We start from the raw sequence: 24,011 nt of genomic DNA, 5'->3' as shown, positions 1-24,011 counted from the left end.
TCCCCTTGATGACATGACTACATCCTGTTTCTAGGATTAGGATGGATCGATCCGATGCGAAGTATGCTCTGCAAAAACTGCCATGTATTTTACTTAGTTATGATGAATTAAACGCGGCGGAGCCTGATTGAAACAGGCCGGAACGCCGGTTTACTCGTGCCGGAAGCCGAGATCCCGCAGGACCCGGTCCTGATTGCGCCAGTCTTTCTTCACTTTGACCCACAGCTCCAAGAACGTCTTCGAACCGAGAAGCGCTTCGATATCGGCCCGCGCTTTTTGCCCCACTTCTTTCAGCAGCGCGCCCTTTTTGCCGATGATGATGCCCTTCTGCGAGTCGCGCTCGACGTAAATGACAGCCGAAATATGAACGACGCCGTTGGCCTCCACGCGCATGTCTTCAATGGAAACCGCGATCGAGTGAGGAATTTCCTCCCGGGTCAGATGCAGGATTTTCTCCCGGATCAGCTCCGCGCACACGAACTGCTCCGGATGGTCCGTCACTTGATCCGCAGGGTAATACTGCGGTCCTTCCGGCAAAAATTTGATGACCTGCTCCAAAAGCGTATTGACGTTATTGCCGTGCATCGCTGAGATCGGCACAATTTCGGCAAACGGGTACAAATCCTTGTAGGTCGTGATGACCGACAGGAGCGCTTCCGGATGAATCTGGTCGATTTTGTTCATCACCAGAATGACCGGTGTTTTTACCTTTTTCAGCGTCTCGATAATGTACCGGTCCCCGCCGCCCAAGCCTTCGACCACATCGATCAAAAACAGGATCGCGTCAACTTCGCTCAGTGCGCTTTCCGCCGCTTTGATCATATAGTCGCCGAGCTTCGATTGCGGCTTGTGGATGCCGGGCGTATCCAAAAAGACGATCTGCGCTTGGTCGGTCGTATAGACGCCGTGAATTTTGTTCCGGGTCGTCTGGGGCTTATCGGACATGATGGCAATCTTTTGGCCGATCACCTGGTTCATCAGCGTCGATTTGCCGACGTTCGGCCGTCCGATAATCGCCACAAAGCCGGATTTGAATTTAGAGTCAGCCTTGCTGTTCGAAGACATTAATCAATCGTTCCTCCGTCCAAATCTAAAGATGTGAATGCGCCGGGAAGCAGCTCGGCTACGGTCGTCTCGCTGATGTCCCCTTTCAGATTAGCCAGATATACCGGCATATCCGGCGGACACAGCTCCACCAGCACCTGCCGGCATACGCCGCAAGGCGAAATCGGCTGAACCGTATCCCCGATAATCGCCATAGCCCGGAACGACTTGGCCTGTTCGCCGTCAGCAATCGCGCGGAATAACGCCGTGCGTTCGGCGCAGTTCGTCGGTCCGTAGGCGGCGTTTTCCACGTTGCAGCCCAGATGAACCCGCCCTTTGGAGTCCAGCAAAGCGCTGCCCACTTTGAAATGGGAGTAAGGTGTGTATGCTTGCTCTCTCGCCGTTCTGGCCAATGCGATCAATTCCGTTTTTTCCAAGAGAAGCGCCCCTTTCGCAACCTACATGGGATATAAATAATAGGCGAGTACCGTAATGAAGCCGCCAAGCACCGCACCGAGCAGCAGCGAGCCGAAAGGCCGCTTGCGTTTGTCATGAAGCGCCAGCAGCAGGACTACAGCCAACAAAAAGCCGAGCAAAGCGACAAGCGTATCTTGAACCCGGCAAGCGATCAGGGCGGCGACCGCAAAAGCGACAGCCGTCAGCAGGCTCGGCTTCACCCCGTTTCCTTTGGAAGAAAAGCGGGTCTGCACCACAATCACTGTCAGGATGACCAAGCTAAGCAAAATCCATACCGTCCCCGCGGTGATGGGATGCCCTCCCGCCCGGCCAGTTTGAATCAGCCGTTCGATCGGATCGTAAAACACGATCATTCCCGTTACGGCGGCAAAGGCTGCCGTCACCAATACGGAAGCGGCGGCCACGTCCTTGGCGATTTTCGCCAACGGATGCAGGTCCGGCATCGCCAGATCGACCGTTTTTTCCACGGCGGTGTTGATCAATTCCGTCACAATCATGAGCGTGACGGCGAGTAAAATAAATAAAATATCCGTCTTCGGCAGGCCGAAGAACAAGGCAAGCGCCAGGATGACCAAAGCGGCGAAAAAATGAAATTTCATGTTCCGCTGGGTCGCAAGTGCGTATTTGACGCCTTCGTAAGCATACCGAAAGCTTCGCTGCCATTTGACCGGCTGCTTCACCGCGTCAATCCCGCCTGCTGCAAAATTTGCTCCTGCTTGCCGAACATAACCTTCTCTTCTTCCTCGTCCTGATGATCGTAACCGATCAAATGCAGAAAGCCGTGAACGAACAGAAACCCGAGCTCCCGCTCGACCGAATGGCCGTATTCGTCCGCCTGGGCGATCGCCCGCGGCACCGAGATGATGATATCGCCGAGAGGCTCTTCGTAGCCGTCTTCCTCGTCATCGTCCTCCGCCGTTCCGGACTCTTCTTCATCCTTCTCGCCGGCGTACTCCACTTCCTCGAAGCCATCGTCGCCATAGATGATCTCGATCTCGTCTTCGCCCATTTCCCGCATGGCGAATGACAGCACGTCCGTCGGCTTATCCAGTCCCCGGTACTGCTTGTTAAGCTCCTGGATGGCCTCGTCGTCGACAAATGTCAACGCCACTTCGCCATCCGACACCTCTTCCTGCTTCCCGGCGAGGCGAAGCAGCATTTCCAGCTTCTCGATGAGAGCCGGCGTAATTTCGTAAGCGGTTTGTTCGCTGTTCCATGAAAGCTTCAGGCTCATGGCTTCACCTCTTTCTTCAATTCCGACACCTTCGCTTCTTGCATCGGCTTTTCCTGCTTCTCCGCCGTCTTCTGCTCCGGCATATCCGCGGGATATTCGATCCGCGAGTGGAAAATGCCAAGCAGCGTTTCGTTTAAAATCTTGACGATCTGATCCAATTCCTTGATGGTCAGATCGCATTCGTTAAATTGGCCGTCGTCCAGCCGGTTTTTAATAATTTTGCGCACCATCGAATCGATCTGTTCCACGGTCGGATTGCGCAGGGAGCGGACGGCCGCCTCGACGCAATCGGCGATGCCGACAATCGCCGCTTCCTTCGTCTGGGCTTTCGGACCGGGATAGCGGTACTCCGCCTCCTCCGGCGGCTTTTCCTGACGCTCTTCGGCGAGCTTTTTCGCTTTGTGATAAAAATATTGCAGCAAGGTTGTGCCATGATGCTGCTCCGCAATATCGCGGATCGGCTTCGGAATGTTATAATCCTTCAGCATTTCGACACCGTCGCGCGCATGGGCTACAATGATCGATTTGCTCAGCGCCGGTTCGATTTTGTCGTGCGGATTTTCCGTATGCGACTGATTCTCGATAAAATAACTCGGCCGCTTCGTCTTCCCGATATCGTGATAATAAGCTCCGACCCGACAGAGCAGCCCGTCGGCGCCGATCGCGCCGGCCGCGGCTTCCGACAAATTGCCGACCATAACGCTGTGATGGTAGGTGCCGGGCGTCTCGGTCAGCAGCTTGCGCAGAAGCGGGTGGTTCGGATTGGACAACTCGACCAGCTTAAGCGGCGACAGAATGCCGAAGGCAACTTCGAAAAACGGCAGCAGGCCCATAACGAACACGGCGGTTAGCAGTCCGCTCCCTAAGGCGAATGACGCGGCAAACAGCGCGTTCTGCCTGGTTTCGTGATCCTCGAGCAGCAGCAGCGCGGATACGAGCGCCAGAGCGAAGAGCGATACCATCATCCCCGCTTTCAAAATGGAGGAACGCTGGCTTGCCCGCTGGATCGAGAAGATCGCCGCAAACGAGCTGGTCAGCGTCAGCAGGCCGTATTTGTAATCGAACGCAAGATGGTCCGAATTAAAAACAACGCTGGAAATGACGCTCAAAACGACGGCGGTCACGAAAGCAAGATGCGAATTGAGCAAGATCGTCACCATCATGGCTCCCATCGCCGTCGGGGCCAAATAGCTGATATACGGATAATCCAAATTTTGCAGCAGCGAGAACAGCTTCATCCCGGCAATCGTCAAGACGACAATCAGCACGTACATGAACAGCTGGGCGTTGTTGCTATTGATCGGAAGCGAGCTTTGTCTGACATACATATACAAAAACAGGCAGCACAAGACGATAAATAAAAAAAGTCCGAGATTCGGCCAGTAGCTGGCTTCGTCCCTGAGCAAATCGAGCGAAGCCAAACGTTGGTACAGCTCTTCCGTTACTTTTTCGCCCTTGGGAACGAGCACTTCGTTTTTGTTGATCATTACCGGCTTGACGTTATCGCGCGCGTGCCCCTTCGCTTCCTCGGTTCCTTTTTGATCGTAAAATTTATTCGGCGAAAGCGCCGCCCGCACGAGCTCCTGAACGAGCTCGCGCGCATTGTTCTTGGTCAGCGTCGAAGAATTCACCAATTCCGGCACCTTGACTCTGGCCGTCTGCGCATCCGTAATCTGGTCGCTCATCAGCTTGATGACGATTTCTTTAGCCACGGGCTCCATCGCGGTCAAATCTTCTTTGGTGAGCCGCGGAATTTTGTAAAACGACTCCTCCGGAATCCGGTACTGCTGCTCGCGGATGCTTTTGCGCATTTCCGCCAGCAGCAGGTCGTTGTATTGACCGCCATCCGTCAAGCTCTTGGTCTGACGGTCCAAATGGTCCTGAATGATCGTCGGAATGACCGTTTTGTAAATATTGACTTTGTCGGCGACGGAAACCTCCGCATCGCTGTTAATTTGCTGCAGCTTTTCAAAAATCGCCTCGACCGCCGCTTCGTTGCGCAGCGGGGCGATCTTATATACGGGCTGCACCCTTGCGGCCGCTTCTTCCTTCGCTTTTTCCGTCGCTACTTCGTTCGCAATCGCCTTGGGGGCCAGAATATCCTTTTCCGTAACGCTGCCCAATTGAATATCATACGTTTGCGGCACAATCCGGTGCAGCAGAGCAACATAAAACACGACGGCAAGCGCTAAAAACAGAAGAAAGCGCACGATGGCGCTGTATCTCCAGCCGGCAAGCCGGTATTGAAATTTGCCTTGAATGGAAACGCGGTTGTTCATGACGAAAGGTCAGCCCTTCCTCAGCCTTCTTTGTCCTCATTATAGGCCATGATGATTTTTTGCACCAATGAATGTCTGACAACGTCCTGCTCGGCAAACCGGATAAATCCGAGCTCCTCGATGTTCCCCAGGATGCGCTGCGCCTCCACCAGCCCCGACGATTTGCCTCGCGGGAGGTCGATCTGCGTCACGTCGCCGGTAATCACCATCTTTGATCCGAAGCCCAGGCGCGTTAAAAACATCTTCATCTGCTCCGGCGTCGTATTCTGCGCTTCGTCCAAAATAATGAACGAATCGTCGAGCGTCCGGCCGCGCATGTAGGCGAGCGGAGCAATCTCGATGAGGCCGCGCTCCAGCGATTTGAGCACCTGCTCCGGCCCGAGCACGTCGTTAAGAGCATCATACAATGGACGCAAATAGGGGTCAACCTTTTCCTGCAGGTCGCCCGGCAGAAAGCCGAGGCTCTCGCCCGCTTCGACCGCGGGTCTCGTCAGTACGATCCGCTTCACTTTGCCTTCCTTGAGCGCGGACACGGCGAGCACGACGGCGATATACGTTTTGCCCGTGCCGGCCGGTCCGATCCCGAAGACGATATCTTTTTTCTTAATTTCGTTGACGTACTGCTTCTGCCCGATCGTTTTGATGCGGATCGGCTTGCCTTTGTGGGTAAGGGCGATTTCGCCTTTAAACAGATCGAGCAGCTGGTCGGCCTTCATGTCTTTGGCGAGGTCGATCGCGTAATGAATATCCCGCTCCGTCAGCGTATATTGATTGCGGATCAGCTCCAGCAGCACGGTGAACAGCTGCTCGAGGCGCGCCGTATCGGCCGCTTGGCCTTGAATGACTATTTCTTCCTCACGGGTAAAGATGGCGGCCTGCGTATGCTGCTCGATCAGGTGCAGGAATTTGTCCTGCGGCCCGAAGAGGGCGAGGGCTTCGGCCGTATTTTTGAGTGTGACTTTTACTGTGGTCTCTTGATCCATGTACAGGGCTTAATCTCTCCTCCGGGTTTTGAAGAGGACGGTTCGTTATTCGTCAGCAAGGCCGCTTCGTCTGCGAGACAGCACCACTGCCTCCAGCCGCTCTTGAATTCGGATTCTATGAATAAATGGATAATCGGGTAGAATCCGAATTCAAAGGCGGCACGTAAACTCCAAGTTTTCCGTAAGGAAAACTGCTACGAAAGCATATGCTCCGGCAGTAATGCTTCTCTCCGCCTACGCTTTGCTAGACTGGAATAAAAAACAGAACCCCTTCAAAACCGCTCCGTCAGTAGTCTTTTATGGGACGATCGGTTGTTCGGTTGCGATCGGTTCTTCCACTTCCAAAAGTACTTCCATATAAACTTTACCATTCTCCGCCTTTTCATGCAAAATTTTTTCCGAAACGACACGCGAATCGCTGCCCGCGGCCGACAAAATTTGCGCTTTAGCCTGCTCAAGGGCAAGCTCCGAGGCTTCCTTCGGATCAACGGCCTGCTCGACGATTTGCACCTCCAGCAGCTTTTCGCTAAGCCATCCGATCGGGAGCGTATAGCCCCGCCAGCTGAGCGTTTTCCGTTCGGGGACGGTCTCGTACTGCTCGAACGGAATTTTCCGGTAGCCGCTTAGCTGAAGGCCGCGGCTGCCCAGGACCAGGTACGAGCGGTGTTTCGTTTCGCCGGTATAGGTCTTGTACTGGAGCGTAAGCGGCACTTCCACGGTCGGCTTGTACCACACGATTCCCTTAACCTTCCCGGAGGCGACAACCGTCTGCTGGTTCGTCTCGATCCCGATGATGCCGGATATCAATATATCTCCTTTGCGCACATACGTATTCGGCTTAACGAGCGGCCTGCCCTTTTCCGCAAAGATCTCGGTCACCAGGGCGTTTTTGGAAGCGACCAGATGCCTTGGGCTAAGCAGCGGAGGGGTATCGGGCGCGGTCGATTCGACGACCTTAATAATAATATGCGTCCCGCTTACCTTCACACCGACCCAAGCGGTGCCCGGCAGATCCCGCTGCAGCGCCCGGGACAGCTCGGCCGGGTCCTTCAAGCGGAATTTCCACTGCAGCTTGTAAATGCCTTCCTGCTTCGCGGCTTGCAGAATCTGCTCCTTGCTCAGCTTCTCGTTGCCTTCCACGCGAACCTGCCACACGAGCGAGGACAGCACGTAAATTCCGATAATGAAAGCAAGCAGGCCGAGGGCAAAAAATTTGCGTTTCTCCAGCTTGTCTACCCAAAAAGGAAGCCCCATTTTCTGACGGATCCGGGTACGGCAGCCTGTCTCCTTCAATAGCGGGCGAAGCCGGAAAAAGTCGCGGATCGTGATCGACAGCTCGGCTTGATTCTCCGCCGTATACCGGATGTCCCAGACGTCCATCTGCCGCTCCGTCATGCGGTTCAGCAGCTTCTCGAGCTGCCCGTCTTTCACTTCAATCCGAACAAAGCCGCGCAGGCGGTGGATATACGAAGATTTCACGATCGACTTCTCCTTTCCGGGCTACGGAATATATTTGATATCGCGGATCATGCCTTCGATGAACACTTCTTCCGTCAAGATGGCTCGGATAACCAGCTCCGAGCCGTACACCTCCACCCGCCCTGCGGTCAGCGCCAGCTTGAGCACCTCGTTGGAAAAATGCAGTACGCCGCGGTGATTTTCGATATAAAGCTGCCGGTTCCCGATCATAGTCATACGGGGCAAGTCCATCACGACATCCTGCGGCAGGTCGAGTAATTTGGCGGTAAATTGATTGAATCGGCGGGTCAGCTTTCGCATAGGCAACCTCCTCCGCAGTCCAAAAAGCATAACACGGCTATTTACACCTTATGCCCGGGATTGGAAAATATGACGTAAGACGAGAGCCCGGGGCGCGGACAAACGAAAAAGACGGTCCCTTTCCACCCCGGAAAAGAAACCGTCTCATGAAATGATTACTGGGTGCCGGCAAGCGGCAGGATGACCTTAAACTCCGTTCTTTCGCCGGGCACGGAGCATACCTCGATTCTTCCCCGCTGCCGCTCCACGAGCCGTTTGGCGATCGCAAGCCCCAGACCGCTGCCGCTCAGCTTGCGGTTTCTGGAGCCTTCGCCGGTATATAACCGGTCGAAGACAAACGGCAGATCGCCTGCCGCAATGCCCGGCCCCCGGTCCCATACGGTGAGGGTGCATACGTCGGCCGCCGGGACGACGGAGAAGCCGATAACACCCCCGGACCTCCCGTATCTCAGCGCGTTGATCAGCAGATTGTTGACGACCCGCTCCAGCAGCCGTGCATCCGCCCATACCGCCACCGGGGCGTCGGGCAGGTCCAGAACAGGCTCCAGCCCCAGCTTTTCCAGCTCTTGATGAAACGTCAGCAGCCAGTCCGGCACCGTCTCGTTCAAAACCACCCGTTCGAGCCGCACCGGCGTATCGTCGGCTTCCAGCTTGGACAGCTCGAAAAAGTCCCGGAACATCCGGGAAAGCTCCTCTCCTTTGCGCGCCGCTATTTCTAAATAAGCTCGCCTTTCGGCGTCCGTCAGCTGCGGGTCGTCGCGTACCGCCTCCACATAGCCGAGCATGGCTGCAAGCGGCGTCTGGAAATCGTGGGCCAGATTGGAAAGCATGCGTTTGCGCGATTCGTCCAAGTGCTGCGTGCGGACGCTAAGCGCCTTCCATCGAAGCGCCCATTCGTTCAGGCCGGCGCTCAACTCTCGGGATTCGTTATGATAGACGGGAAGCCGGATGCCGCCCGGATCCCCGCTCTCGAGAAACGTTCCGACCGCGCGGCTCATCCGCGAAAGCTGCCGCTTGAGACGCAGCAGCCTGATTAGCAGGACCAAGGCCGCAGCAAGCAAAAGAATCAGGAGAACGAAGATGGCGAATCCCCCGCTTTCCCCAGCTTGTAGCCGATGCCCCAGACCGTTTGAATCCATACGGGCTCGGAAGGATTCGGCTCGATTTTTGCCCGCAGCCGCCGGATATGGACCATGATCGTATTTTCGTCGAACATATAATCCTGCTGCCACACGCTGCGAAACAGCTGCGCTTTTGAGAATACGCGGTTCGGATTTTGCATGAGCACCTTCAGCAGGTCGAATTCTTTGGCGGTCAGCTCGACCGGCTCGCCGTTAACCTGCGCTTCCCTCGTATCGGGATCGATCGTTATCGGCCCGTGGACAAGCGCGGACGATCCGGCGGCGGCCGGGCGGTTCAGCTCCAAAAAACGCCGCAGCAGCGCCTGCACCCGGGCGGTAAATTCGCCGAGTCCGAACGGCTTGGTCAAATAATCGTCGGCCCCCATCCGCAAACCGACGATTTTGTCTACCTCGTCGCTTTTGGAGGATACGATCAAAACAGGAGTATTCCCCTTCTCCCTTATGTATCTCAGCACCTCCAATCCGTCCGATTGAGGCAGCATCAAATCAAGCACGGCTAACTGAAACGTCTTTTGGCCCAGTGCCTCCTTGGCCTGCTCCCCATCCTCGGCGGTACATACGTCATAGCCTTCCCGCAGCAAATAGGTTTTCATCAAATGCCGCAAATCGTCATCGTCTTCCACAATAAGAATGAATCCGCGGGTTCCCGCCATTCGCCGCTCACCTGCTCTGTCTGTCGATAATAGAACCGATGCTATTTTATCACGACTGCGGCAGGAGGGTCAGTATCTTTTGCGTCATGCCTTTCACATCGGCTTCGGTGACGTTGCTCAGCAAAATAACGACCAGCTCTTCGTCAAGCTTCCGGTAAAACATCGTGGAAAAGCCGCTGCCCGAGCCGGTATGATAGGCGGTTTGCGGTTCTTTCACGTACCAGCCGTACCCGTAGCCGCCGAGATTCGGAGCAAACAACCGCCCGACGCTCTCCGGCTTCAACAGACGTTCCGTATAAAGCGCCCGGTCCCAGACGTACAGATCCCGAACCGTTGAGTACAAGTCGCCCGCTCCCGGCTGCGACACGTGATAGGTCTCGGGCTTCAGCTTGCCGCCTTCCAGCCAGTATCCGGCCGCCAAATGCTCCGCATCGTAAGCCGGCGAGGACTGTCCCGAACGCTCCATCCCGAGCGGCGCAAACAGGGTGCTGCGGACATAGTCGCCGTAGCTTTTCCCGGTCACCTTCTCGATGACGGCCGCCAGGACGACATAACCGGCGTTGCTGTAGGAAAACTTCTTACCCGGTTCAAACAGCGGCTCGCTCTTGCGGATGGCGTCCAGCGTTTGTTCGAGGGTGGCGTCCGGCGTTCTCGGATATTCGCGGGGGAGCCCGGACGTATGCGAGAGCAGATGGCGGATCGTTATTTTATCGCCTTGCGGCAATCCGGGAACGTACGTTTGAATGGAATCGGAAGTGTTAAGCAGGCCCTGCTCCTCCAGCCGCAGGATGGCCGTGGCCGTCATTCCCTTGGTCAGCGACATCAAGCGGAAGCGGGTGTCCGGTCCGTTGCTTTTCCCCGGCCGTTCTTGGCCGTATCCGCGCTCCAGCAGCAATTCGCCCTTCCGGGCGACGAGAGCCGTTCCGTTGAAGCCCGCTTCTTGAAGATAACGGTCCGCAGCCGCTGCAGCGGCAGTTACGACGCCTTCCGAACCTACGGCAGCTCCCGGCTTCGATCCGGCCTTTCCGTCCACAGAAACCGCGCCGCCGCCTTCGGTCTGCGCACCCGCCTCGGGATTCGCAATGCGGCGCCCCAGACCGTTGCGGATCAGATGGATCGTCTGCGTCTCTTCCTCCCACTCCACCCGGTTGCCGATCGCTTCGTTCAGCTTTCGGACAGGAACCATCGTAGCTCCGTCGACCAGGCGTACCGGCTGCTCCAGCTCCACCTTGTTTCCGTTAATCTCGGCCTCCCGGCTTCCGATCGTCACTTGGATGCGGATCGCGACGCTTTTGTCTTTCATTTCCGCCGTTGCGCTGCGCGTCGCTTCGTCCCAACCGACCTTCGTCCCTTTTAACGACTCGAATACGCCGCGCAAAGGAATAAAGAGATGTTCGCCGTCTTTGAACGGGGAGTGCTCCAGCTTGATGGCGGTTCCGTTCATTTTCAACCGGACGGCTTCGGCTTCCGCCCATACCTCTCCCCCCGGCGTTGCCGCCGCGACGGATAGAAATAAAGCAAGCATACATGCAATACGTTGTCTGTACCGGTTGGCCATATCGTCAATCTCCTTGTCAGCCGCCATGCGGCCGGATGTCTTGTCTGCGAATTTGTACGAAAGATAAAATAAGGAATATCGTGAAAACTGCCGTCAGAAGAAGCGCGCCCGAGAGCAGTTCGGGGCTCCCGACGAGCCGCTTGGGGATACCGATATAATCGCCGATGACGACGGCGGGAAAGGTCCAGGGAAACCGTGCGCTGTAATCGAGCCGGTCCCACACCGCTTCGCAGCAAACGATGATCATGACCCCCAATACGATATTCGGGATATAACTGCGGAAATACAGGCTCAAGCAAGCGTTTAGCGGAAAAAACGCAATGGATGTCAGCAGCAGCAAAACCGAGCACCACGCATATTTCCCCCATTGCGCCGCCGTCATCGGCTCGAAGCCGACGATCCATCCCGCCGCCCCCTTCAAGAGCAGATCGAGCGCGAGCAGCCCGGCCAATACCGGCACGGCTATCGCATATTTGGCCAGTAGAAACGAACTGCGGGACAGCGGATAGGCGAGCATGCCGCTGATTGTGTTTTGCTGAAATTCTGCGGCAATCAAATAACCGATCAGCAAGGCATTCATGACGGGGAACAGTCCCACCGTCATGGACTTGTAATGAATATAGAACGTCCAGTCCCAGGTCAACCGGCCCGGCGACGTCTGATTCAGAATCGAGAAAAGCTCCAGCAAGTGCAGCGAACAAACAGCCAGCACCAGCAGCCAAAATCCTCTCGTTCGCTTTAATTTCATCCACTCGGCAGCCAGCATGCGGATCACTGCGCTTCTCCTCCGATCAACCGTAAATAGTAATCTTCAAGCGTCCCCTGCCGGACGTTCATTTCGTGCAGGTCGATCCCGTGACCGATTAACGTGCGGGCGATTCCTGCCGCCTTGTCCGCAGGCACGTGAACGATCAGACCGTCCGGTTCCCGAACCTCGTAATCGTTTAGCTCCAGCCGCTGTTCAAGCAGCACGACCGCCTTGCGCACGTCGCTCACGCGTAGGTCGATGCAGCTTTTAAGCTGCTGCTCAAGCGCAGCCAGTCCGCTTTCCGCCAGCAGCCTGCCCCGGTGCAAAATACCCACGCGATCGGCGATCTGCTGCACCTCGCCAAGCAGATGGCTGGATAGCAGGATGGTGACACCGTGCTGCTTCGCCAAATCGAGCAGCAGCTGGCGAAGCTGTTCGATCCCGGCCGGATCGACCCCGTTCGTCGGCTCGTCCAATATAAGCAGCTCCGGCGTATGCACCAACGCTTTGGCCAAACTCAGACGCTGTCTCGCGCCATGCGACAGCCGGCCGGCTTTCGTCGCGCGCATCTCCCATAAGGACAGCCGCCGGATCGTTTCCTCCGTCCGGTCCTTCCCGGCATAACCGATCAGCTTACCATGCATTCGCAGATGCTCTTCTACCGTAAGCTGGGGGTAAAAGCCCGGAACGTCCGGCACGTAGCCGATACGGGCATAAAAATCGCGGCCCCTGCCGGCCGGGCGTCCAAATAGCTCCACGTTACCCTCCGTCGGTGCGATCAGTCCCATGATCATGCGCAGCGTCGTCGTTTTCCCGGCTCCATTCTGTCCGAGAAACCCGTAGATTTCCCCCGCTCTCACCGACAGCCCAACCTCTTGAACCGCCCACTCCGCCCGCGGGCCGTACCGTTTCCCCAGCCGGTTCGTCCGTATGATCATCCCTATGCCGCTCCCTTCCTCTTTCGGATGATTGTAAGGCTCGCCGGACGTCCTTACAAGCTTTATTATAAAAAAAAGGCTCTGAACGGCGGCTTACGCAAGTCTTACAAAAGTCTTAACTACGCAAAAAAGCGCCTCCTATCGAATCCCGCTGCGGGAATCGAAAGGAGGCGCTTGCTTGAACCCGATAAGACATTAGCGCCGAAAGGGGTGTTTCGCCCGCGGAGGGCCGAGAATCTCGGCCCACAGCACGCCGCGCGCGGCATCCTGCGGCGTCAGGCTGCCGAAGGCTGCGGCTGCGCTTTCGCCGGAGCCCGGCGGCTCGGCGGAAGAAGGCGCCGCTGCGGCCGCAGATGGGCGCTCAGCTGCCGGTGCAGCCACAGCGGCATCCTCGGGCAGAGGCGTCGGCTGCGACCGACGGCCGCCCATTTCGACCAGCTGCGGACGGGCACCGCCCGAATCAGCCGGCCGCGCTTGAACCGGCTTCGCCTTGGGCATCGGGTTCGCCGATCCCGGCCAGCCGGAGCCGTCGCCGCCGAAGGGCGGCATACCGCCTTTGGGCGCCCTTCCCTGCGGCCGCGGCACGCCTCGCCCGCCCTGGCCGCCGGTCCTTAATTTTCTCACGATGCCGCTAAGCACGATATACGCGATAACGACAATAAACCAGTTGCTCAATATCAGATCGATAATGGTGCGCATCGGTTATCCCGCCTTTCCGCCCGGATGGGGCTATCAGGCATTGTCTCCGTCTTTGCCGGGATCGTTCATTTTGCCGAGGGTGGAGCGCATTTGCGTGTCCGCGTCGATGTTCTTGAGGTTCATGTAATCCATGACGCCGAGCTTGCCCTCGCGCAGCGCTTCCGCCATGGCGAGCGGCACTTCGGATTCGGCTTCGACGACCTTCGCTTTCATCTCGACGACCTTCGCTTTCATCTCCTGCTCTTGGGCGACCGCCATCGCGCGGCGCTCCTCCGCCTTTGCCTGCGCAATCCGCTTGTCGGCTTCCGCTTGCTCCGTTTGCAGATGCGCCCCGATGTTTTTGCCTACGTCCACATCCGCAATATCGATGGACAAAATCTCAAACGCCGTACCGGCGTCCAGCCCTTTGCCCAATACCGTCCGGGAAATCATATCCGGGTTTTCGAGCACGTCCTTATGGGAGTTGCTGGAGCCTACCGTGGTGACGATCCCTTCGCCGACGCGGGCGATGATCGTTTCTTCCCCTGCGCCCCCGACCAGCCGGTCGAGGTTGGTGCGCACCGTCACCCGTGCGATAACCTTCACTTCGATCCCGTCTTTGGCGACGGCAGAGACGACCGGCGTCTCGATCACTCGCGGGTTAACGCTCATCTGTACGGCCTGAAGCACGTCGCGGCCGGCCAGATCGATCGCCGCCGCACGCTCGAATTCCAAGTGAATGTTGGCGCGGTGCGCCGCAATGAGCGCATTGACCACACGGTCCACATTACCGCCGGCCAAGAAATGGCTCTCCAGCTGATTAATGGTTAGATCCAAACCGGCCTTGGTCGCCTTGATCATCGGATTGACGATCCGGCTCGGGATGACCCGGCGCAGCCGCATCGCTACAAGCGTAATGATGCCGATCCGCACCCCGGACGCCAGTGCGGAAATCCACAGCATAACCGGGACAAACGTAAAAAATACGGACAGCGCGATGATCGCGACGGCTGCCAGCAAGAAAATTGAAATAAGGGATGTATCCATCGTACAACTTCCTCCTTGTGTTGTAAGTCTATCGCCGGATTCCGGCAAGGCGCGTTCGGCCTAGGCTTCCTTGACTTCCTTTACGACGACCCTAACGCCTTCGACATGTGTAACTTTCACGGTTCGGCCGGTTTCGACAAAATCCCCCACCGTGACGACATCGACACGTTCGTCGCCGAACAGCGCAGTCCCGGCTGGCCTAAGCGGCGTAATCGCCTTGCCTGTCTGTCCTAGCAGGTCGCTGCGGGACGGTACCGAGACGTAACCTTTCTCTTCGGTCAGCTTTTCCCGCAAGACAAACCGATTCCAGACGCCGCGATGCTTAAAATATTTGACGACGATAGCGACGACGACGGCCGCAATGACGAAAGCAATGCCCAGGTTCATCGCAGCCGCTTTCGTGTTGTAGGCGGCGAGCACGACGCCGCTGATCAAGCAGGCAGCGCCCAGAAAGCCCAAAATCCCGAAGCTGGATACGAACACCTCGATCAGCAGCAGCAGGATGCCGGCGATAAACAGAGCGATCTCCTCGAACCCTGCGAATCCGGCGATATAGTGCCCGAAAAAGTAGAGTCCGAAGCCAAGCACGCCGATGATTCCGGGCAGCCCGAAGCCGGGAACGAACAGCTCGATGGCAATGCCGGCAATGCCGATGATCAGCAGCAGCATCGACACCCAAGGCTGGGTCACATACCGTGCGAACGATTCCGCCAGGCTCGGCTCCAATGTAACAAGCGGACGATCTTCCCCGCCGATAAACTGAACGACCTCCTGCAGGCTGGCGGCCATCTTCTCCGCATAACCGACCTTAAGCGCTTCCTCCGCGGTTAACGTCAGGATTTCGCCCTTAGGCACGGTTCGGCCGATTTCCGGCATGGACACGCCGACGTTTTTGTCGACCATCGCTTCGGCAATTTGCGTCTTTCTTCCGCGCAGCTCCGCGGCGGCCTTCATCTGTCCGGACCAGTACGATACTACTTTGACGCTTTCGATTTCATTACCGGCTCCGTCTACAACGGCAGCCGCGCCAAGCGAGCTACCCGGCTCCATGGCGATTTTGCCCGCATTCAGTGCAATGTAGCTGCCGGCCGAGATGGCTTTGCCGTGCACGTAAGCAATCGTCGGAACCGGGCTGTTTTTGATCAATTGGCCGATTTCCTGCGCCGAATCGACGCGGCCGCCCAACGTATCGACGTCCAGCACGACGTAATAGGCGCCCATCGATTGCGCTTCCTGCAGCGCCCGCTGCAGAAAGGTCTGCAGCCCGTTTTCGACCGTTTGATGCACCGGAATCACGACGACCGGAGCGGCTTTCGGCGGCGAGGACGGCGAATCGGCGCTTGCGGTATCCGCAGGCAAGAACATGGTTAGCGCAGACAACAGAAGCGCCGCTGCGAGTAAAAAGACAAGCGGAAGCCGAAAAAGCAGCGCCGAGCGCTTATTCCCGAGTGAATGCACAAGATGACCTCCTTTTCGCGCGTTTTGCAATGCTTCCAAGAGGTACTACGCGACAACCGCGAGTTTGATTCACAAAACTCAAAACAAAAAGAAAAACACTCCGAATAGTAGGAGTGTTTCCCGCTCTTGTTAAGACAATAATTGTTGAACGAACTGATTGACGACTTTGCCGTCTGCTCGTCCTTTAACCTTAGGCATCAATGCGCCCATGACTTTGCCCATGTCCGCTTTGGAAGAAGCCCCCACTTCTTGGATGGTCTGCTGTACAATGGCTTTTACTTCTTCATCGGTGAATTGCTGCGGCATGTACTCCATCAGTATGGCGACCTCGGCCTTCAGGTTCTCCGCCAAATCGTCACGACCGGCCTTTTCAAATTCTTGGAGGGAATCTTTGCGCTGTTTGATCTCGCGATTCAAGACGTCAAGTACTTCTTGTTCATCTAAGGTTTTACGCTGATCTATCTCAAGATTTTTGATAGCTGCACGAACCATACGGATTACGGAGAGTTTAAACTTGTCTTGACTCTTCATCGCAAGCTTCATGTCATCGTTTAGTCTGTCGCTTAAGCTCATCGATTAAGCCTCCTAGAACTTTCTCTTGCGAGCAGCCTCTGACTTCTTCTTGCGTTTCACGCTTGGCTTCTCATAATGCTTGCGTTTTTTGACCTCCGCCAAAACGCCATCTTTGGCGATGGAACGCTTAAAGCGACGAAGTGCAGCATCTATAGTTTCGTTCTTGCGAACTCGAGTTTCTGACACCAGTTTTCCCTCCCTCCGAACAGACCGTCCAAGACGAAAAAAGACATTCATCAAACTTCATTATAGGTGATAAGGAAACTGGGTGTCAACCTATCCGGAACAAAACTTCAAAAATGAGCCGCACCGGGTTTAGCGGGCATTGAGAGGCCCCAGTTTTTCTCCGCCGAGCAGGTGATAATGGATATGGAATACCTCCTGCCCGCTGTGTTTGCCGCAGTTGTTGATGAGACGGTAGCCGGATTCGGCCACGCCCTGTTCTTTGGCGATTTGCTGCGCTGCGCTGTGGATTTCTCCAAGCAGGTGCCAGTCGTCCGCTCCGACGTCGTTCATCGACGCGATATGTTTTTTAGGAATAATTAAAATATGTACGGGAGCGGCCGGATGAATGTCGTGAAAGGCAACGACATGCTCGTTCTCGAACACTTTTTTCGAAGGGATCGTCCCTTCGACGATTTTGCAAAAAATGCAGTCCACGTTCTCCCCTCCTTCCCATATCAGGTTCAGGCTTGTCTCCTTCCACTATACCCGAAAACCGGGCAAAAAGAAAACTCGCCGCGGTAAAAAGTGATGGACAAGATTTTGGGCATACTTTTGTATATTTTCATATTAAAACATTCTTTTTTGTGCGCCTCCGTCTATTGTGACCTGATCGTTCTCAAAATGTGATCTATTTTAACGAAAATAAGCATCGATTTATGCCCGAAAACAGGGATTCATTTATAGACTATCGGTCTAATATTATCTATAATACTAAACGGGAACGATTCAATGCTTGGCAAACGGTGTTACACCAAGGAGGGTTTAGGGTGGACCGCTTCATGAGAGCGTCGACGCGAAAAAAACGCGACTACCTGATGGATGTCGCCCTGAAGCTGTTTGTGGAACGCGGGTACGAGCATGTGTCGGTGGACGACATCATCGCGGCGACCCGGACGTCCAAAGGAACGTTCTACCATTATTTTGAAGGCAAAGATGAAATTCTGCATGAAATCCCGAGAAAACAAATGGAGCTTATTCAAGCCTGGTGCAGCCGCACGCCTTCGCAGGTGCGGTCGCTGGAAAGCCACGTCAACCGGCTGATGCTGGATTTGGCCGAAGCGCTGGGCGCTTACCGGCGGCTGATCCGCAGCTGGATCGCCCTGTCGATGCAAAACGAAGGCCTGAAGGCGGCCATGGAAGAGCTGAAACGAACGCTGTACGAAAGCCTGCTGCGCTGGCTGCCCGAGCCGGGCAAAGCCAAAATGCTGACCACCGCTTATTTCGGTACGGTCATGCTGTGGTGCACGGTCGAGGAAGAGACGGATTTGACCGAGCGAATGCGGGAGCAGCTCGCTTGGGTTTGGACAGGGCTTCGCCATAACAAGGAAGCGGAACCGATTCTACTGGAAGCAGAACGGAAAGGAGAACACAACATGAAGGTTGCTATCATCGGAGGAGGGCTTGCGGGGCTGACCGCAGCCGCTTATTTATCGGAGCATCAAGGAATCGAAGGCGTCCTGTTCGAGCGCAGCCCGCAGCTGGGCGGACGTGCGTTTACTTATGAAAAAGCGGGGTTTACGCTGAATTACGGCGCGCACGCGATTTACGGCATCGACCGCCACACCATCGGCGATCTGGAGCGCGAGCTGGGACTGTCGTTCAGCTCGAAGCAGGTGGACAAACGGAAGGTCATGTATTACAAGAACGACCAGCTGACGCCGGCTCCGCTCGATTTCGTCAACCTGATGCGGACGGAGCTGCTGAATCCGTTTCAAAAGGTGCGCTTCGTCGGGGAAATTACGGCGATCATCGCGAACATTCACAACGTGCGCAATTACGATACGCTGGGCGATTACTTGGCACAGTCGGACGCGGACGAAGACGTGAAGGAGCTGTGGGAGCATCTCGTCTGTTCGAACTTCTTCATCACGCCGGAAGAGGCGCGGAAGGTGCCCGGCGCGGTGATCAGCGACTATTACCACAACCTCTTTTTGTCGGGCCGCCCGGTTAACTACGTGCTCGGCAGTTGGGCCGTCATTACGAACCAGCTCAAGCAAAAAATCGAGCTGACCTCCCGCTGGGAAATTGCGCTGCGCGAAGGCGTGGACGGCATCCGTTACGCAGACCGCAAGTTTTGGCTGCAGACGAAAACCCGCGAGCTCGAATTCGACCGCGTCATCTTCGCCATGCCAGTACAGCAGGTGTGCAAGCTGCTCAAGGACACGCCGTGGGAGCCGTTCATGGCCCCTTACGAGGACAATACGGCGACGGAGGTCATGGTATACGACATCGGCCTGAACCGTGTGGTGGCACGCCCGTTCAGCTACATCAGCGACATGGACAACAAGCTGTTCATCAGCGACGTCTCGGCGACCGACCATACGCTTGTTCCGGAAGGCGGACAGCTGCTGCAGGGCATCGCGTACCTGAACGACAACTTCGAGGGCGAGGACGAGCGCAAGGCGTATTTGGACAAAAAGACCGAGCAGATGGAAGCGTTGTTCGACCAGCATTATCCGGGCTGGCGCGAAGCAACGGAAGTGAAGCGCGTTTCCAAAAAAGCGATGGTATCGAGCGTTAAAAATATCGCAAGCAACCGGCTGCTGCCGAACCGGATCGAGAACGTGCCGTTCTACTTCTGCGGCGACGGCTGTCAAGGCAAAGGCGAGCTTGCGGAACGCGCCTTCTCCAGCGCAAGGCTTGCGGCTAAAGCCATCTTGGAGGAAATGCCGCAGCTTCAAAGAGCATAATCCGGCAATCCGCATACGAATAAAAAAGCTCGAATGGTTCTCGGTTCCGTAAAAGGCGGAACCGGCCGTTCGAGCTTTTTTTTGGTAATTCAACCGTTACATCAGATCGTTCCACAGCTTGGCTAGCTGCCGCCCCACCCGGCCAAACCATTCGCCGACCGCCTGAAGCGGCCCCGGTTTGGCTTCGGACGACGAATGACGCTCCGCTGAAAGGGCAGTGACGGTGGACGAGGTCTTGACCGCGGTAAGCGAGACCGGGAGCTCCCGTAACGCCGTTCCGCTCTCCGCCCCGGTACCGATTCGCACCGTTCGCGTCTCCCCGTCCCACTCGACCTTGCCGTCGAACGCCTCGCCGATAAAACGGGCCGGGACCATCGTATGGCCGTTGACCAACCGGGCGGGGGCTTCCAGCGGGAAGGCTTCGCCGTTGATGCTCGCGGCGCCGCTGCCGATCGTCACGGAGACGGTCGTCGAGCCTTTTTGCCCTGTGGCCGTCCGGGTCGCCTCATCCCATTCGACCTTCGCTCCCATCGCTTCGAAAATCGCGCGCAGCGGCGTCAGCGTGCTGCCCTCGATCAGGACCGGAGGCTGCTCGAACGGCACGTCCTTTCCGTCAACATGAACGGAAATCCTGGAGGAAATCGGAAACGAGCGGGAGCCGCTCTTCTGTCCTTCGCGATTATAGACTGCGAGTTCAAGAACCGAGCCGTCCGGGATTGCGCCGGCCGCCAGATCGATGCCGAATGGCGGGGCCGTCTGCGTCGCAAGCAAGGTTCCATTCAAATAATACTCAAGTTTGCCGATGTAGATATCCGGGATTTTAACGAATGGAATCAGCTTGGCCGCCCGCGCGATAGCGCTATCCTTCCCCAGCGGCACGAACCCTGCGTGATCGGACGGTCTCGCCCCTTGCTCCACCTTGGACAAGTAGTAAGGCGAAGCGATCAGCCGCTTGTACAGCTTGAGCATTTCTTCGTTGTCGCGAAGCAGGTAATTGTTCTTCGATTCCTTCATGTCCAGGTTAACGTTAAAATACGTAATCGACTTGAGCCGCGGGTACTTGTAAGGCATCACTTCGTACAGGCGCTGCAGGTTCAGCAGCCCGTAGTCGGTAAACGACTCCTGCGGCAGGTTGGCGTAATGGGAGACGGCCGTCTCGCTGATCATGAGCGGCTTGCGGTCGGCGTACGTTTTGTACAAATGATCGAGCCGCTCGACGGGACTTGTCGCCTGCATATTGCCCTGCTGCGGATCGCCGTTCTCGTAAGGCTCCGAGTACATGCTGACGCCGACCCAATCGACATAGTCGTCGCCGGGATAATACGCGTCCATCGAATACATCGGCACGTCGCCGGGGCTCCAGACCATGGCGACGTTCGGCGCTTCCTCGGCCATGATATCGTGAACCATTTTGAATTTGTCGATGTATTTTTGCGGATCGCCGTGCCAGACGACCCAGTCGCCGTTCATTTCGCTGGCGTAGCGCAAAAAGATCGGAATGCCGGCGGCTTTCGCTTCCTTCGCCCATTGACGGACCACGTCGTCCGTCACGGCGTCCAAGCCGTTCATCGGCTCCCAGCCGATCTGCAGCGCAGCGCCGGCTTGCTTGGCCCGGGACGCATGCTGCTTCGGAAACGGCTTGCCGACCTGCGAATAGGCGAGATACAGCGCATGCTTCTTGCCGTACAAGCTTTCCGAGCGGTCAAAATAGTTCTGCATCCCCGGGTCCCGTTCGGTATACATGCCGATGTACATGCCGTATTCCGGCTCGAACTTCGCCAGCTTGCCGTTCTTCGGAGCCGCTTGCCGCCGCAGCGTTTCGGGATCTTGCGAGCCGATATATGCCTCGATGGTCGTGCGGATCTGCTCCGCCCGCTGCAAATCGACCGCTCCCCAATCTTTCCCCGCCTTCAGCCAATATTCGTTCTCCTGCTCATAGTAGCGGATCGCCTGCTCGTAATCCTTTAGGCCGTCGAAATGCTGGTTGAGCTTGCCGCTAAACAGCGCGGCGTTCTCCCAATCTCCGGCTGCCGCATAATGCTCCGCAAGAAACTTCCAGTGCGGCACGGCTGACGCAGCATCACCTTTCGCCACGGCGTTATCCGCCGCTTTCCAGCGGTCCCAGATGGCGTCAGCCCGAACCGGCAAGCCCTGTCCAAGGAGCAGGCCGGCGCCTAAGACGGCGACAAGCGTGCTGCGTAAGCTGCGGCGGTTCGTGGTGCGTTTATTCGGACGGTGCGGCTTGCCATTGGTTATGGTCATTCCAGTTCCCCCTTGCGCTGCGGCTTGTTCTATCGATTATACCATTAGCTATGACGGCTCGCGTAGAAGTATGCTACATCGTTTCCAGCGTCACCCGGCTGCCCCGGCCGTTCGGCTCGGCGGGGTGAACGACCAGCCTGCGGGGCAGCCGCGCTCTCAGCTCCGGCACGTGGCTGATGACGCCGACGGTCAGCTTGTCCAAATGCAGCTTTTCCAGCGCGGTAATGACCGTGTCAAGCAGCTCCTGATCCAGCGTGCCGAACCCTTCGTCCAAGAAGAAAAATTCGAGCGGATGCTCCCCCTTCAGCTGGATTTGCGTCGAAAGGGCGAGCGATAGCGACAGCGAGGTCAGAAACGTTTCGCCGCCGGACAAGGTGGTCACCGGCCGGCGCACGCCGCCGTTCGCATTGTCGCGGATGACGAAGCCGCCGCCGGAGTCGACCTCGATCGCATATTTTTGCCGCGTCAGCTGGCCGAGCCGTTCCGATGCCGCACGGCTGACGTGCATAAGCTGTTCCTCCGCCAAAAATTCAACGAAGGCGTTGCCGCGCAGCACGCTTTGCAGTTTGCCGAGCAGAGAAAGCTCCTGCTGGCTTTTTTCCCGCTCCGCCTCCAGCTCGCTCCACCGGGCATGCTTCGCCTGCAGCTCCTCGTGATCGCGCTCCGCCTTGGCCATCGTCTGCAATGCCGCTTCGTCCTCGGCCTTGCACCGGGCCAGCTCTTCCTCCAGCGCCGTCCACTCCTCTTCGGTCACCTGCCGTCCCGCCAGCTCGGCGTCGAGCTCCGCTTGCCGCGCGGCGAGCTGGTGCTCCTGCTTGCCATGGGCTTCCACTTCGGCCGCCCATGCCTGCTGCTGCTCCGGTTCGACCAGCGCTTGCGTCACTTCGTCGGGCGTTGCGAAGCCTTCCGCGGACGCTTGCTGCGTCCACTCCGCTTCCGCTTCCTCATAGGCGAGCCGCGCCGATTCGGCCGCTTGCCGCGCCGCGGCTTCCGCCTTCGCTTCGGCCTGCTGGCGGGCCTGCGCTTCTTCGAGCAATTGCGAAGCCCGCTGCGCTTCGGCGCGCAGCTTGTGCAGCTCGGCCTGCGCCTTGGCAGCCAAAGCGGAAGCGTCTTCGTCCCCTACCCAGGTGCGCAGCCGCTCCGCCTGCTGTCCGGTCTGCTGCTCAAGCGCCTGCCGTTCCGTTGTTAACCGGACTGTCTCTTTTTCCGCCTCGCCCAGCTCCTGCTGAAGCTGCTCTATCCGGCTCCGCTTCCCGTCCAAAAACTCCACGCTTTTGTCCAAGCGGCCGCGCAGCTCCTCCGCCAGCTGGTCCTGACGCCTCAGCCGCTCCGCCAGCTCTTCCAGCTCGTCCGGCCGGAGCTCCGGAAATTTGACCTGCCAGCCGGCACGGACGGCGATCAGCGCTTCACGGGTCTCGCCCGCTTTGACCGCATGGGCGTCGAACAGCGTTTGCGCCGTCTGCTTGCGCGCTTCGCCGTCATGCCGCTGCTTGTCCAACTGGCGCCTGCTTTGTAGCAGCTCTTGAAGCTTCACCTGCAGCCGCTGAACCTGACGGCCGAGCTCCGCCGCCGAATCCGACGCTGCACGCAGCGTCTCCGCAATCGGTTCGCCAGCCTTGCCGGGTTGCACGCTTTCTGCGGGAGATTCCGCGGCCGAGACGGCCGCTTCGCCTAGCGCAGCGGGCAGCCCCTGCGGCTCTTCCTCCACCGCCTGCCGCCACTGCCTCTCCAGCGCTTGAAGCGACTGAAGCTGGCCTTGGACCGCAAAGCGGCTTTCGCGGGCTTCGTTCTGCTGCCGCTCCAGCATCGCCGCTTCGTCTTGCGGAACGGCCGGGGTTCCGGCTGCGGCTCCCTCAGCCTGCGGCAGCGCCGGATTCGGATGCGCCATGGAGCCGCAAACCGGACAAGCTTCGCCGTGATGCAGATGCGCCGCCAGCGCTTCGGCCATCGCCGACAGCTCCGCCTGCTGCCGAGCTTTACGGCGCTGCGCGATTTCCTCCGCGATACGGCTCTCCAGCCTCGTGAGCCGGTTTTCCGTCTCCCGAGACGCCCGGTAAGCCGTGAGCAGCCCCTGCGACCACTCCGCCGCAAGCCGCTCCCATTCCCGCTGCGTCGCATGCAGTGACCCCTCCGCCTGGCCCAGACGCTGCAGCTCCGCCTGCAGGCGGTTCGTTTCCGCCTGCTGCTCCGCCTCCAGCTTCGCGAGCCGCTCCAGCTCGCGCTTCTCCTGCAGCGCCTCCTGC

General features: G+C 57.4%; 22 protein-coding genes. 1 reads left to right on the top strand and 21 read right to left on the bottom strand.

Features of this window, described 5'->3' with window-relative positions:
* Window positions 1–150: 150 nt before the first annotated feature.
* The 19 genes from era to PEH01S_RS08110 all read right to left on the bottom strand — a co-directional run bounded on the left by era (window position 151) and on the right by PEH01S_RS08110 (window position 17,251).
* Window positions 151–1,065, bottom strand: a complete 915-nt coding sequence (gene era / locus PEH01S_RS08200) for a GTPase Era (RefSeq protein WP_025853478.1) — start codon at window positions 1,063–1,065, stop codon at window positions 151–153.
* Complete coding sequence (locus tag PEH01S_RS08195) at window positions 1,065–1,481, bottom strand: cytidine deaminase (RefSeq protein ID WP_025853479.1); 417 nt, start codon at window positions 1,479–1,481, stop codon at window positions 1,065–1,067. Before PEH01S_RS08195 ends, era begins: the two co-directional genes overlap by 1 nt.
* Window positions 1,482–1,502: 21 nt before the next feature.
* The gene (locus PEH01S_RS08190) at window positions 1,503–2,201 is read right to left on the bottom strand and encodes a diacylglycerol kinase family protein (protein ID WP_127484805.1); all 699 of its coding nucleotides are present in this window, start codon (window positions 2,199–2,201) and stop codon (window positions 1,503–1,505) included.
* Window positions 2,198–2,755, bottom strand: a complete 558-nt coding sequence (gene ybeY / locus PEH01S_RS08185) for an rRNA maturation RNase YbeY (protein ID WP_127484803.1) — start codon at window positions 2,753–2,755, stop codon at window positions 2,198–2,200. The genes PEH01S_RS08190 and ybeY overlap by 4 nt, the downstream gene beginning before the upstream one ends.
* Window positions 2,752–5,034, bottom strand: a complete 2,283-nt coding sequence (locus PEH01S_RS08180; protein WP_025853483.1) for an HD family phosphohydrolase — start codon at window positions 5,032–5,034, stop codon at window positions 2,752–2,754. The genes ybeY and PEH01S_RS08180 overlap by 4 nt, the downstream gene beginning before the upstream one ends.
* A gap of 20 nt (window positions 5,035–5,054) precedes the next feature.
* Window positions 5,055–6,017: a PhoH family protein gene (locus PEH01S_RS08175; RefSeq protein WP_025853484.1), complete on the bottom strand. Its 963-nt coding sequence runs from the start codon at window positions 6,015–6,017 to the stop codon at window positions 5,055–5,057.
* Between the two features lie 297 nt (window positions 6,018–6,314).
* The gene (gene yqfD / locus PEH01S_RS08170) at window positions 6,315–7,496 is read right to left on the bottom strand and encodes a sporulation protein YqfD (RefSeq protein ID WP_127484801.1); all 1,182 of its coding nucleotides are present in this window, start codon (window positions 7,494–7,496) and stop codon (window positions 6,315–6,317) included.
* A gap of 21 nt (window positions 7,497–7,517) precedes the next feature.
* Window positions 7,518–7,796 carry a sporulation protein YqfC gene (yqfC, locus tag PEH01S_RS08165; RefSeq protein ID WP_025853488.1) on the bottom strand — a complete coding sequence of 93 codons (279 nt, stop codon included), beginning with the start codon at window positions 7,794–7,796 and terminating at the stop codon, window positions 7,518–7,520.
* A gap of 155 nt (window positions 7,797–7,951) precedes the next feature.
* Window positions 7,952–8,935, bottom strand: a complete 984-nt coding sequence (locus PEH01S_RS08160) for a sensor histidine kinase (protein ID WP_246062843.1) — start codon at window positions 8,933–8,935, stop codon at window positions 7,952–7,954.
* A complete protein-coding gene (locus tag PEH01S_RS08155; RefSeq protein WP_025849246.1) occupies window positions 8,863–9,591 on the bottom strand; it encodes a response regulator transcription factor in 729 nt (242 codons plus the stop codon). The genes PEH01S_RS08160 and PEH01S_RS08155 overlap by 73 nt, the downstream gene beginning before the upstream one ends.
* Window positions 9,592–9,640: 49 nt before the next feature.
* Complete coding sequence (locus PEH01S_RS08150) at window positions 9,641–11,149, bottom strand: serine hydrolase (protein ID WP_164827732.1); 1,509 nt, start codon at window positions 11,147–11,149, stop codon at window positions 9,641–9,643.
* 16 nt (window positions 11,150–11,165) lie between these two features.
* Window positions 11,166–11,915: an ABC transporter permease gene (locus PEH01S_RS08145; protein ID WP_246062844.1), complete on the bottom strand. Its 750-nt coding sequence runs from the start codon at window positions 11,913–11,915 to the stop codon at window positions 11,166–11,168.
* A 5-nt stretch (window positions 11,916–11,920) separates the two neighbouring features.
* Window positions 11,921–12,835 (bottom strand): ABC transporter ATP-binding protein, encoded by a 915-nt coding sequence (locus tag PEH01S_RS08140; RefSeq protein WP_025849249.1) that lies wholly within the window; start codon window positions 12,833–12,835, stop codon window positions 11,921–11,923.
* A 195-nt stretch (window positions 12,836–13,030) separates the two neighbouring features.
* On the bottom strand, window positions 13,031–13,534 hold the full coding sequence (locus tag PEH01S_RS08135; protein WP_127484793.1) for a hypothetical protein: 504 nt from the start codon (window positions 13,532–13,534) through the stop codon (window positions 13,031–13,033).
* A 33-nt stretch (window positions 13,535–13,567) separates the two neighbouring features.
* Window positions 13,568–14,560 carry a flotillin-like protein FloA gene (gene floA / locus PEH01S_RS08130; protein WP_025849251.1) on the bottom strand — a complete coding sequence of 331 codons (993 nt, stop codon included), beginning with the start codon at window positions 14,558–14,560 and terminating at the stop codon, window positions 13,568–13,570.
* Between the two features lie 60 nt (window positions 14,561–14,620).
* A complete protein-coding gene (locus PEH01S_RS08125) occupies window positions 14,621–16,018 on the bottom strand; it encodes an NfeD family protein (protein WP_127484791.1) in 1,398 nt (465 codons plus the stop codon).
* A gap of 129 nt (window positions 16,019–16,147) precedes the next feature.
* Complete coding sequence (locus tag PEH01S_RS08120) at window positions 16,148–16,591, bottom strand: GatB/YqeY domain-containing protein (RefSeq protein WP_010491814.1); 444 nt, start codon at window positions 16,589–16,591, stop codon at window positions 16,148–16,150.
* Between the two features lie 12 nt (window positions 16,592–16,603).
* Window positions 16,604–16,777 carry a 30S ribosomal protein S21 gene (gene rpsU, locus PEH01S_RS08115; RefSeq protein WP_010491812.1) on the bottom strand — a complete coding sequence of 58 codons (174 nt, stop codon included), beginning with the start codon at window positions 16,775–16,777 and terminating at the stop codon, window positions 16,604–16,606.
* 129 nt (window positions 16,778–16,906) lie between these two features.
* Window positions 16,907–17,251 (bottom strand): histidine triad nucleotide-binding protein, encoded by a 345-nt coding sequence (locus PEH01S_RS08110; protein ID WP_025849253.1) that lies wholly within the window; start codon window positions 17,249–17,251, stop codon window positions 16,907–16,909.
* A gap of 332 nt (window positions 17,252–17,583) precedes the next feature.
* Here PEH01S_RS08110 and PEH01S_RS08105 point away from each other — a divergent pair, with 332 nt between their 5' ends.
* Window positions 17,584–19,506 (top strand): FAD-dependent oxidoreductase, encoded by a 1,923-nt coding sequence (locus PEH01S_RS08105; protein WP_025849254.1) that lies wholly within the window; start codon window positions 17,584–17,586, stop codon window positions 19,504–19,506.
* 96 nt (window positions 19,507–19,602) lie between these two features.
* Here the strand turns inward: PEH01S_RS08105 and PEH01S_RS08100 are convergent, their stop codons facing one another.
* Together PEH01S_RS08100 and PEH01S_RS08095 are read right to left on the bottom strand one after the other, a co-directional pair.
* Window positions 19,603–21,768, bottom strand: coding sequence for a stalk domain-containing protein (locus PEH01S_RS08100; protein WP_127484789.1), 2,166 nt, complete (start codon window positions 21,766–21,768; stop codon window positions 19,603–19,605).
* 73 nt (window positions 21,769–21,841) lie between these two features.
* The gene (locus PEH01S_RS08095; RefSeq protein ID WP_456320086.1) at window positions 21,842–23,575 is read right to left on the bottom strand and encodes an SbcC/MukB-like Walker B domain-containing protein; all 1,734 of its coding nucleotides are present in this window, start codon (window positions 23,573–23,575) and stop codon (window positions 21,842–21,844) included.
* Window positions 23,576–24,011 lie beyond the last annotated feature (436 nt).

Origin of the sequence: Paenibacillus ehimensis NBRC 15659, assembly GCF_004000785.1 — a bacterium.
In the GTDB taxonomy this organism is placed as follows: Bacteria; Bacillota; Bacilli; order Paenibacillales; family NBRC-103111; genus Paenibacillus_G; species Paenibacillus_G ehimensis.
Note: the sequence above shows the minus strand (reverse complement) of the source record. Positions and strands in the feature narration are given on the sequence as shown.

Coding starts and splice junctions, on each gene's coding strand:
- era (WP_025853478.1), bottom strand. CDS start 1,065: ATGTCTTCGAACAGCAAGGCTGACTCTAAATTCAAATCCGGCTTTGTG.
- ybeY (WP_127484803.1), bottom strand. CDS start 2,755: ATGAGCCTGAAGCTTTCATGGAACAGCGAACAAACCGCTTACGAAATT.
- PEH01S_RS08180 (WP_025853483.1), bottom strand. CDS start 5,034: ATGAACAACCGCGTTTCCATTCAAGGCAAATTTCAATACCGGCTTGCC.
- PEH01S_RS08175 (WP_025853484.1), bottom strand. CDS start 6,017: ATGGATCAAGAGACCACAGTAAAAGTCACACTCAAAAATACGGCCGAA.
- yqfC (WP_025853488.1), bottom strand. CDS start 7,796: ATGCGAAAGCTGACCCGCCGATTCAATCAATTTACCGCCAAATTACTC.
- PEH01S_RS08160 (WP_246062843.1), bottom strand. CDS start 8,935: ATGGATTCAAACGGTCTGGGGCATCGGCTACAAGCTGGGGAAAGCGGG.
- PEH01S_RS08155 (WP_025849246.1), bottom strand. CDS start 9,591: ATGGCGGGAACCCGCGGATTCATTCTTATTGTGGAAGACGATGACGAT.
- PEH01S_RS08150 (WP_164827732.1), bottom strand. CDS start 11,149: ATGGCCAACCGGTACAGACAACGTATTGCATGTATGCTTGCTTTATTT.
- PEH01S_RS08145 (WP_246062844.1), bottom strand. CDS start 11,915: ATGCTGGCTGCCGAGTGGATGAAATTAAAGCGAACGAGAGGATTTTGG.
- PEH01S_RS08140 (WP_025849249.1), bottom strand. CDS start 12,835: ATGATCATACGGACGAACCGGCTGGGGAAACGGTACGGCCCGCGGGCG.
- PEH01S_RS08135 (WP_127484793.1), bottom strand. CDS start 13,534: ATGCGCACCATTATCGATCTGATATTGAGCAACTGGTTTATTGTCGTT.
- floA (WP_025849251.1), bottom strand. CDS start 14,560: ATGGATACATCCCTTATTTCAATTTTCTTGCTGGCAGCCGTCGCGATC.
- PEH01S_RS08120 (WP_010491814.1), bottom strand. CDS start 16,591: ATGAGCTTAAGCGACAGACTAAACGATGACATGAAGCTTGCGATGAAG.
- PEH01S_RS08100 (WP_127484789.1), bottom strand. CDS start 21,768: ATGACCATAACCAATGGCAAGCCGCACCGTCCGAATAAACGCACCACG.
- PEH01S_RS08095 (WP_456320086.1), bottom strand. CDS start 23,575: ATGCTGGAGCGGCAGCAGAACGAAGCCCGCGAAAGCCGCTTTGCGGTC.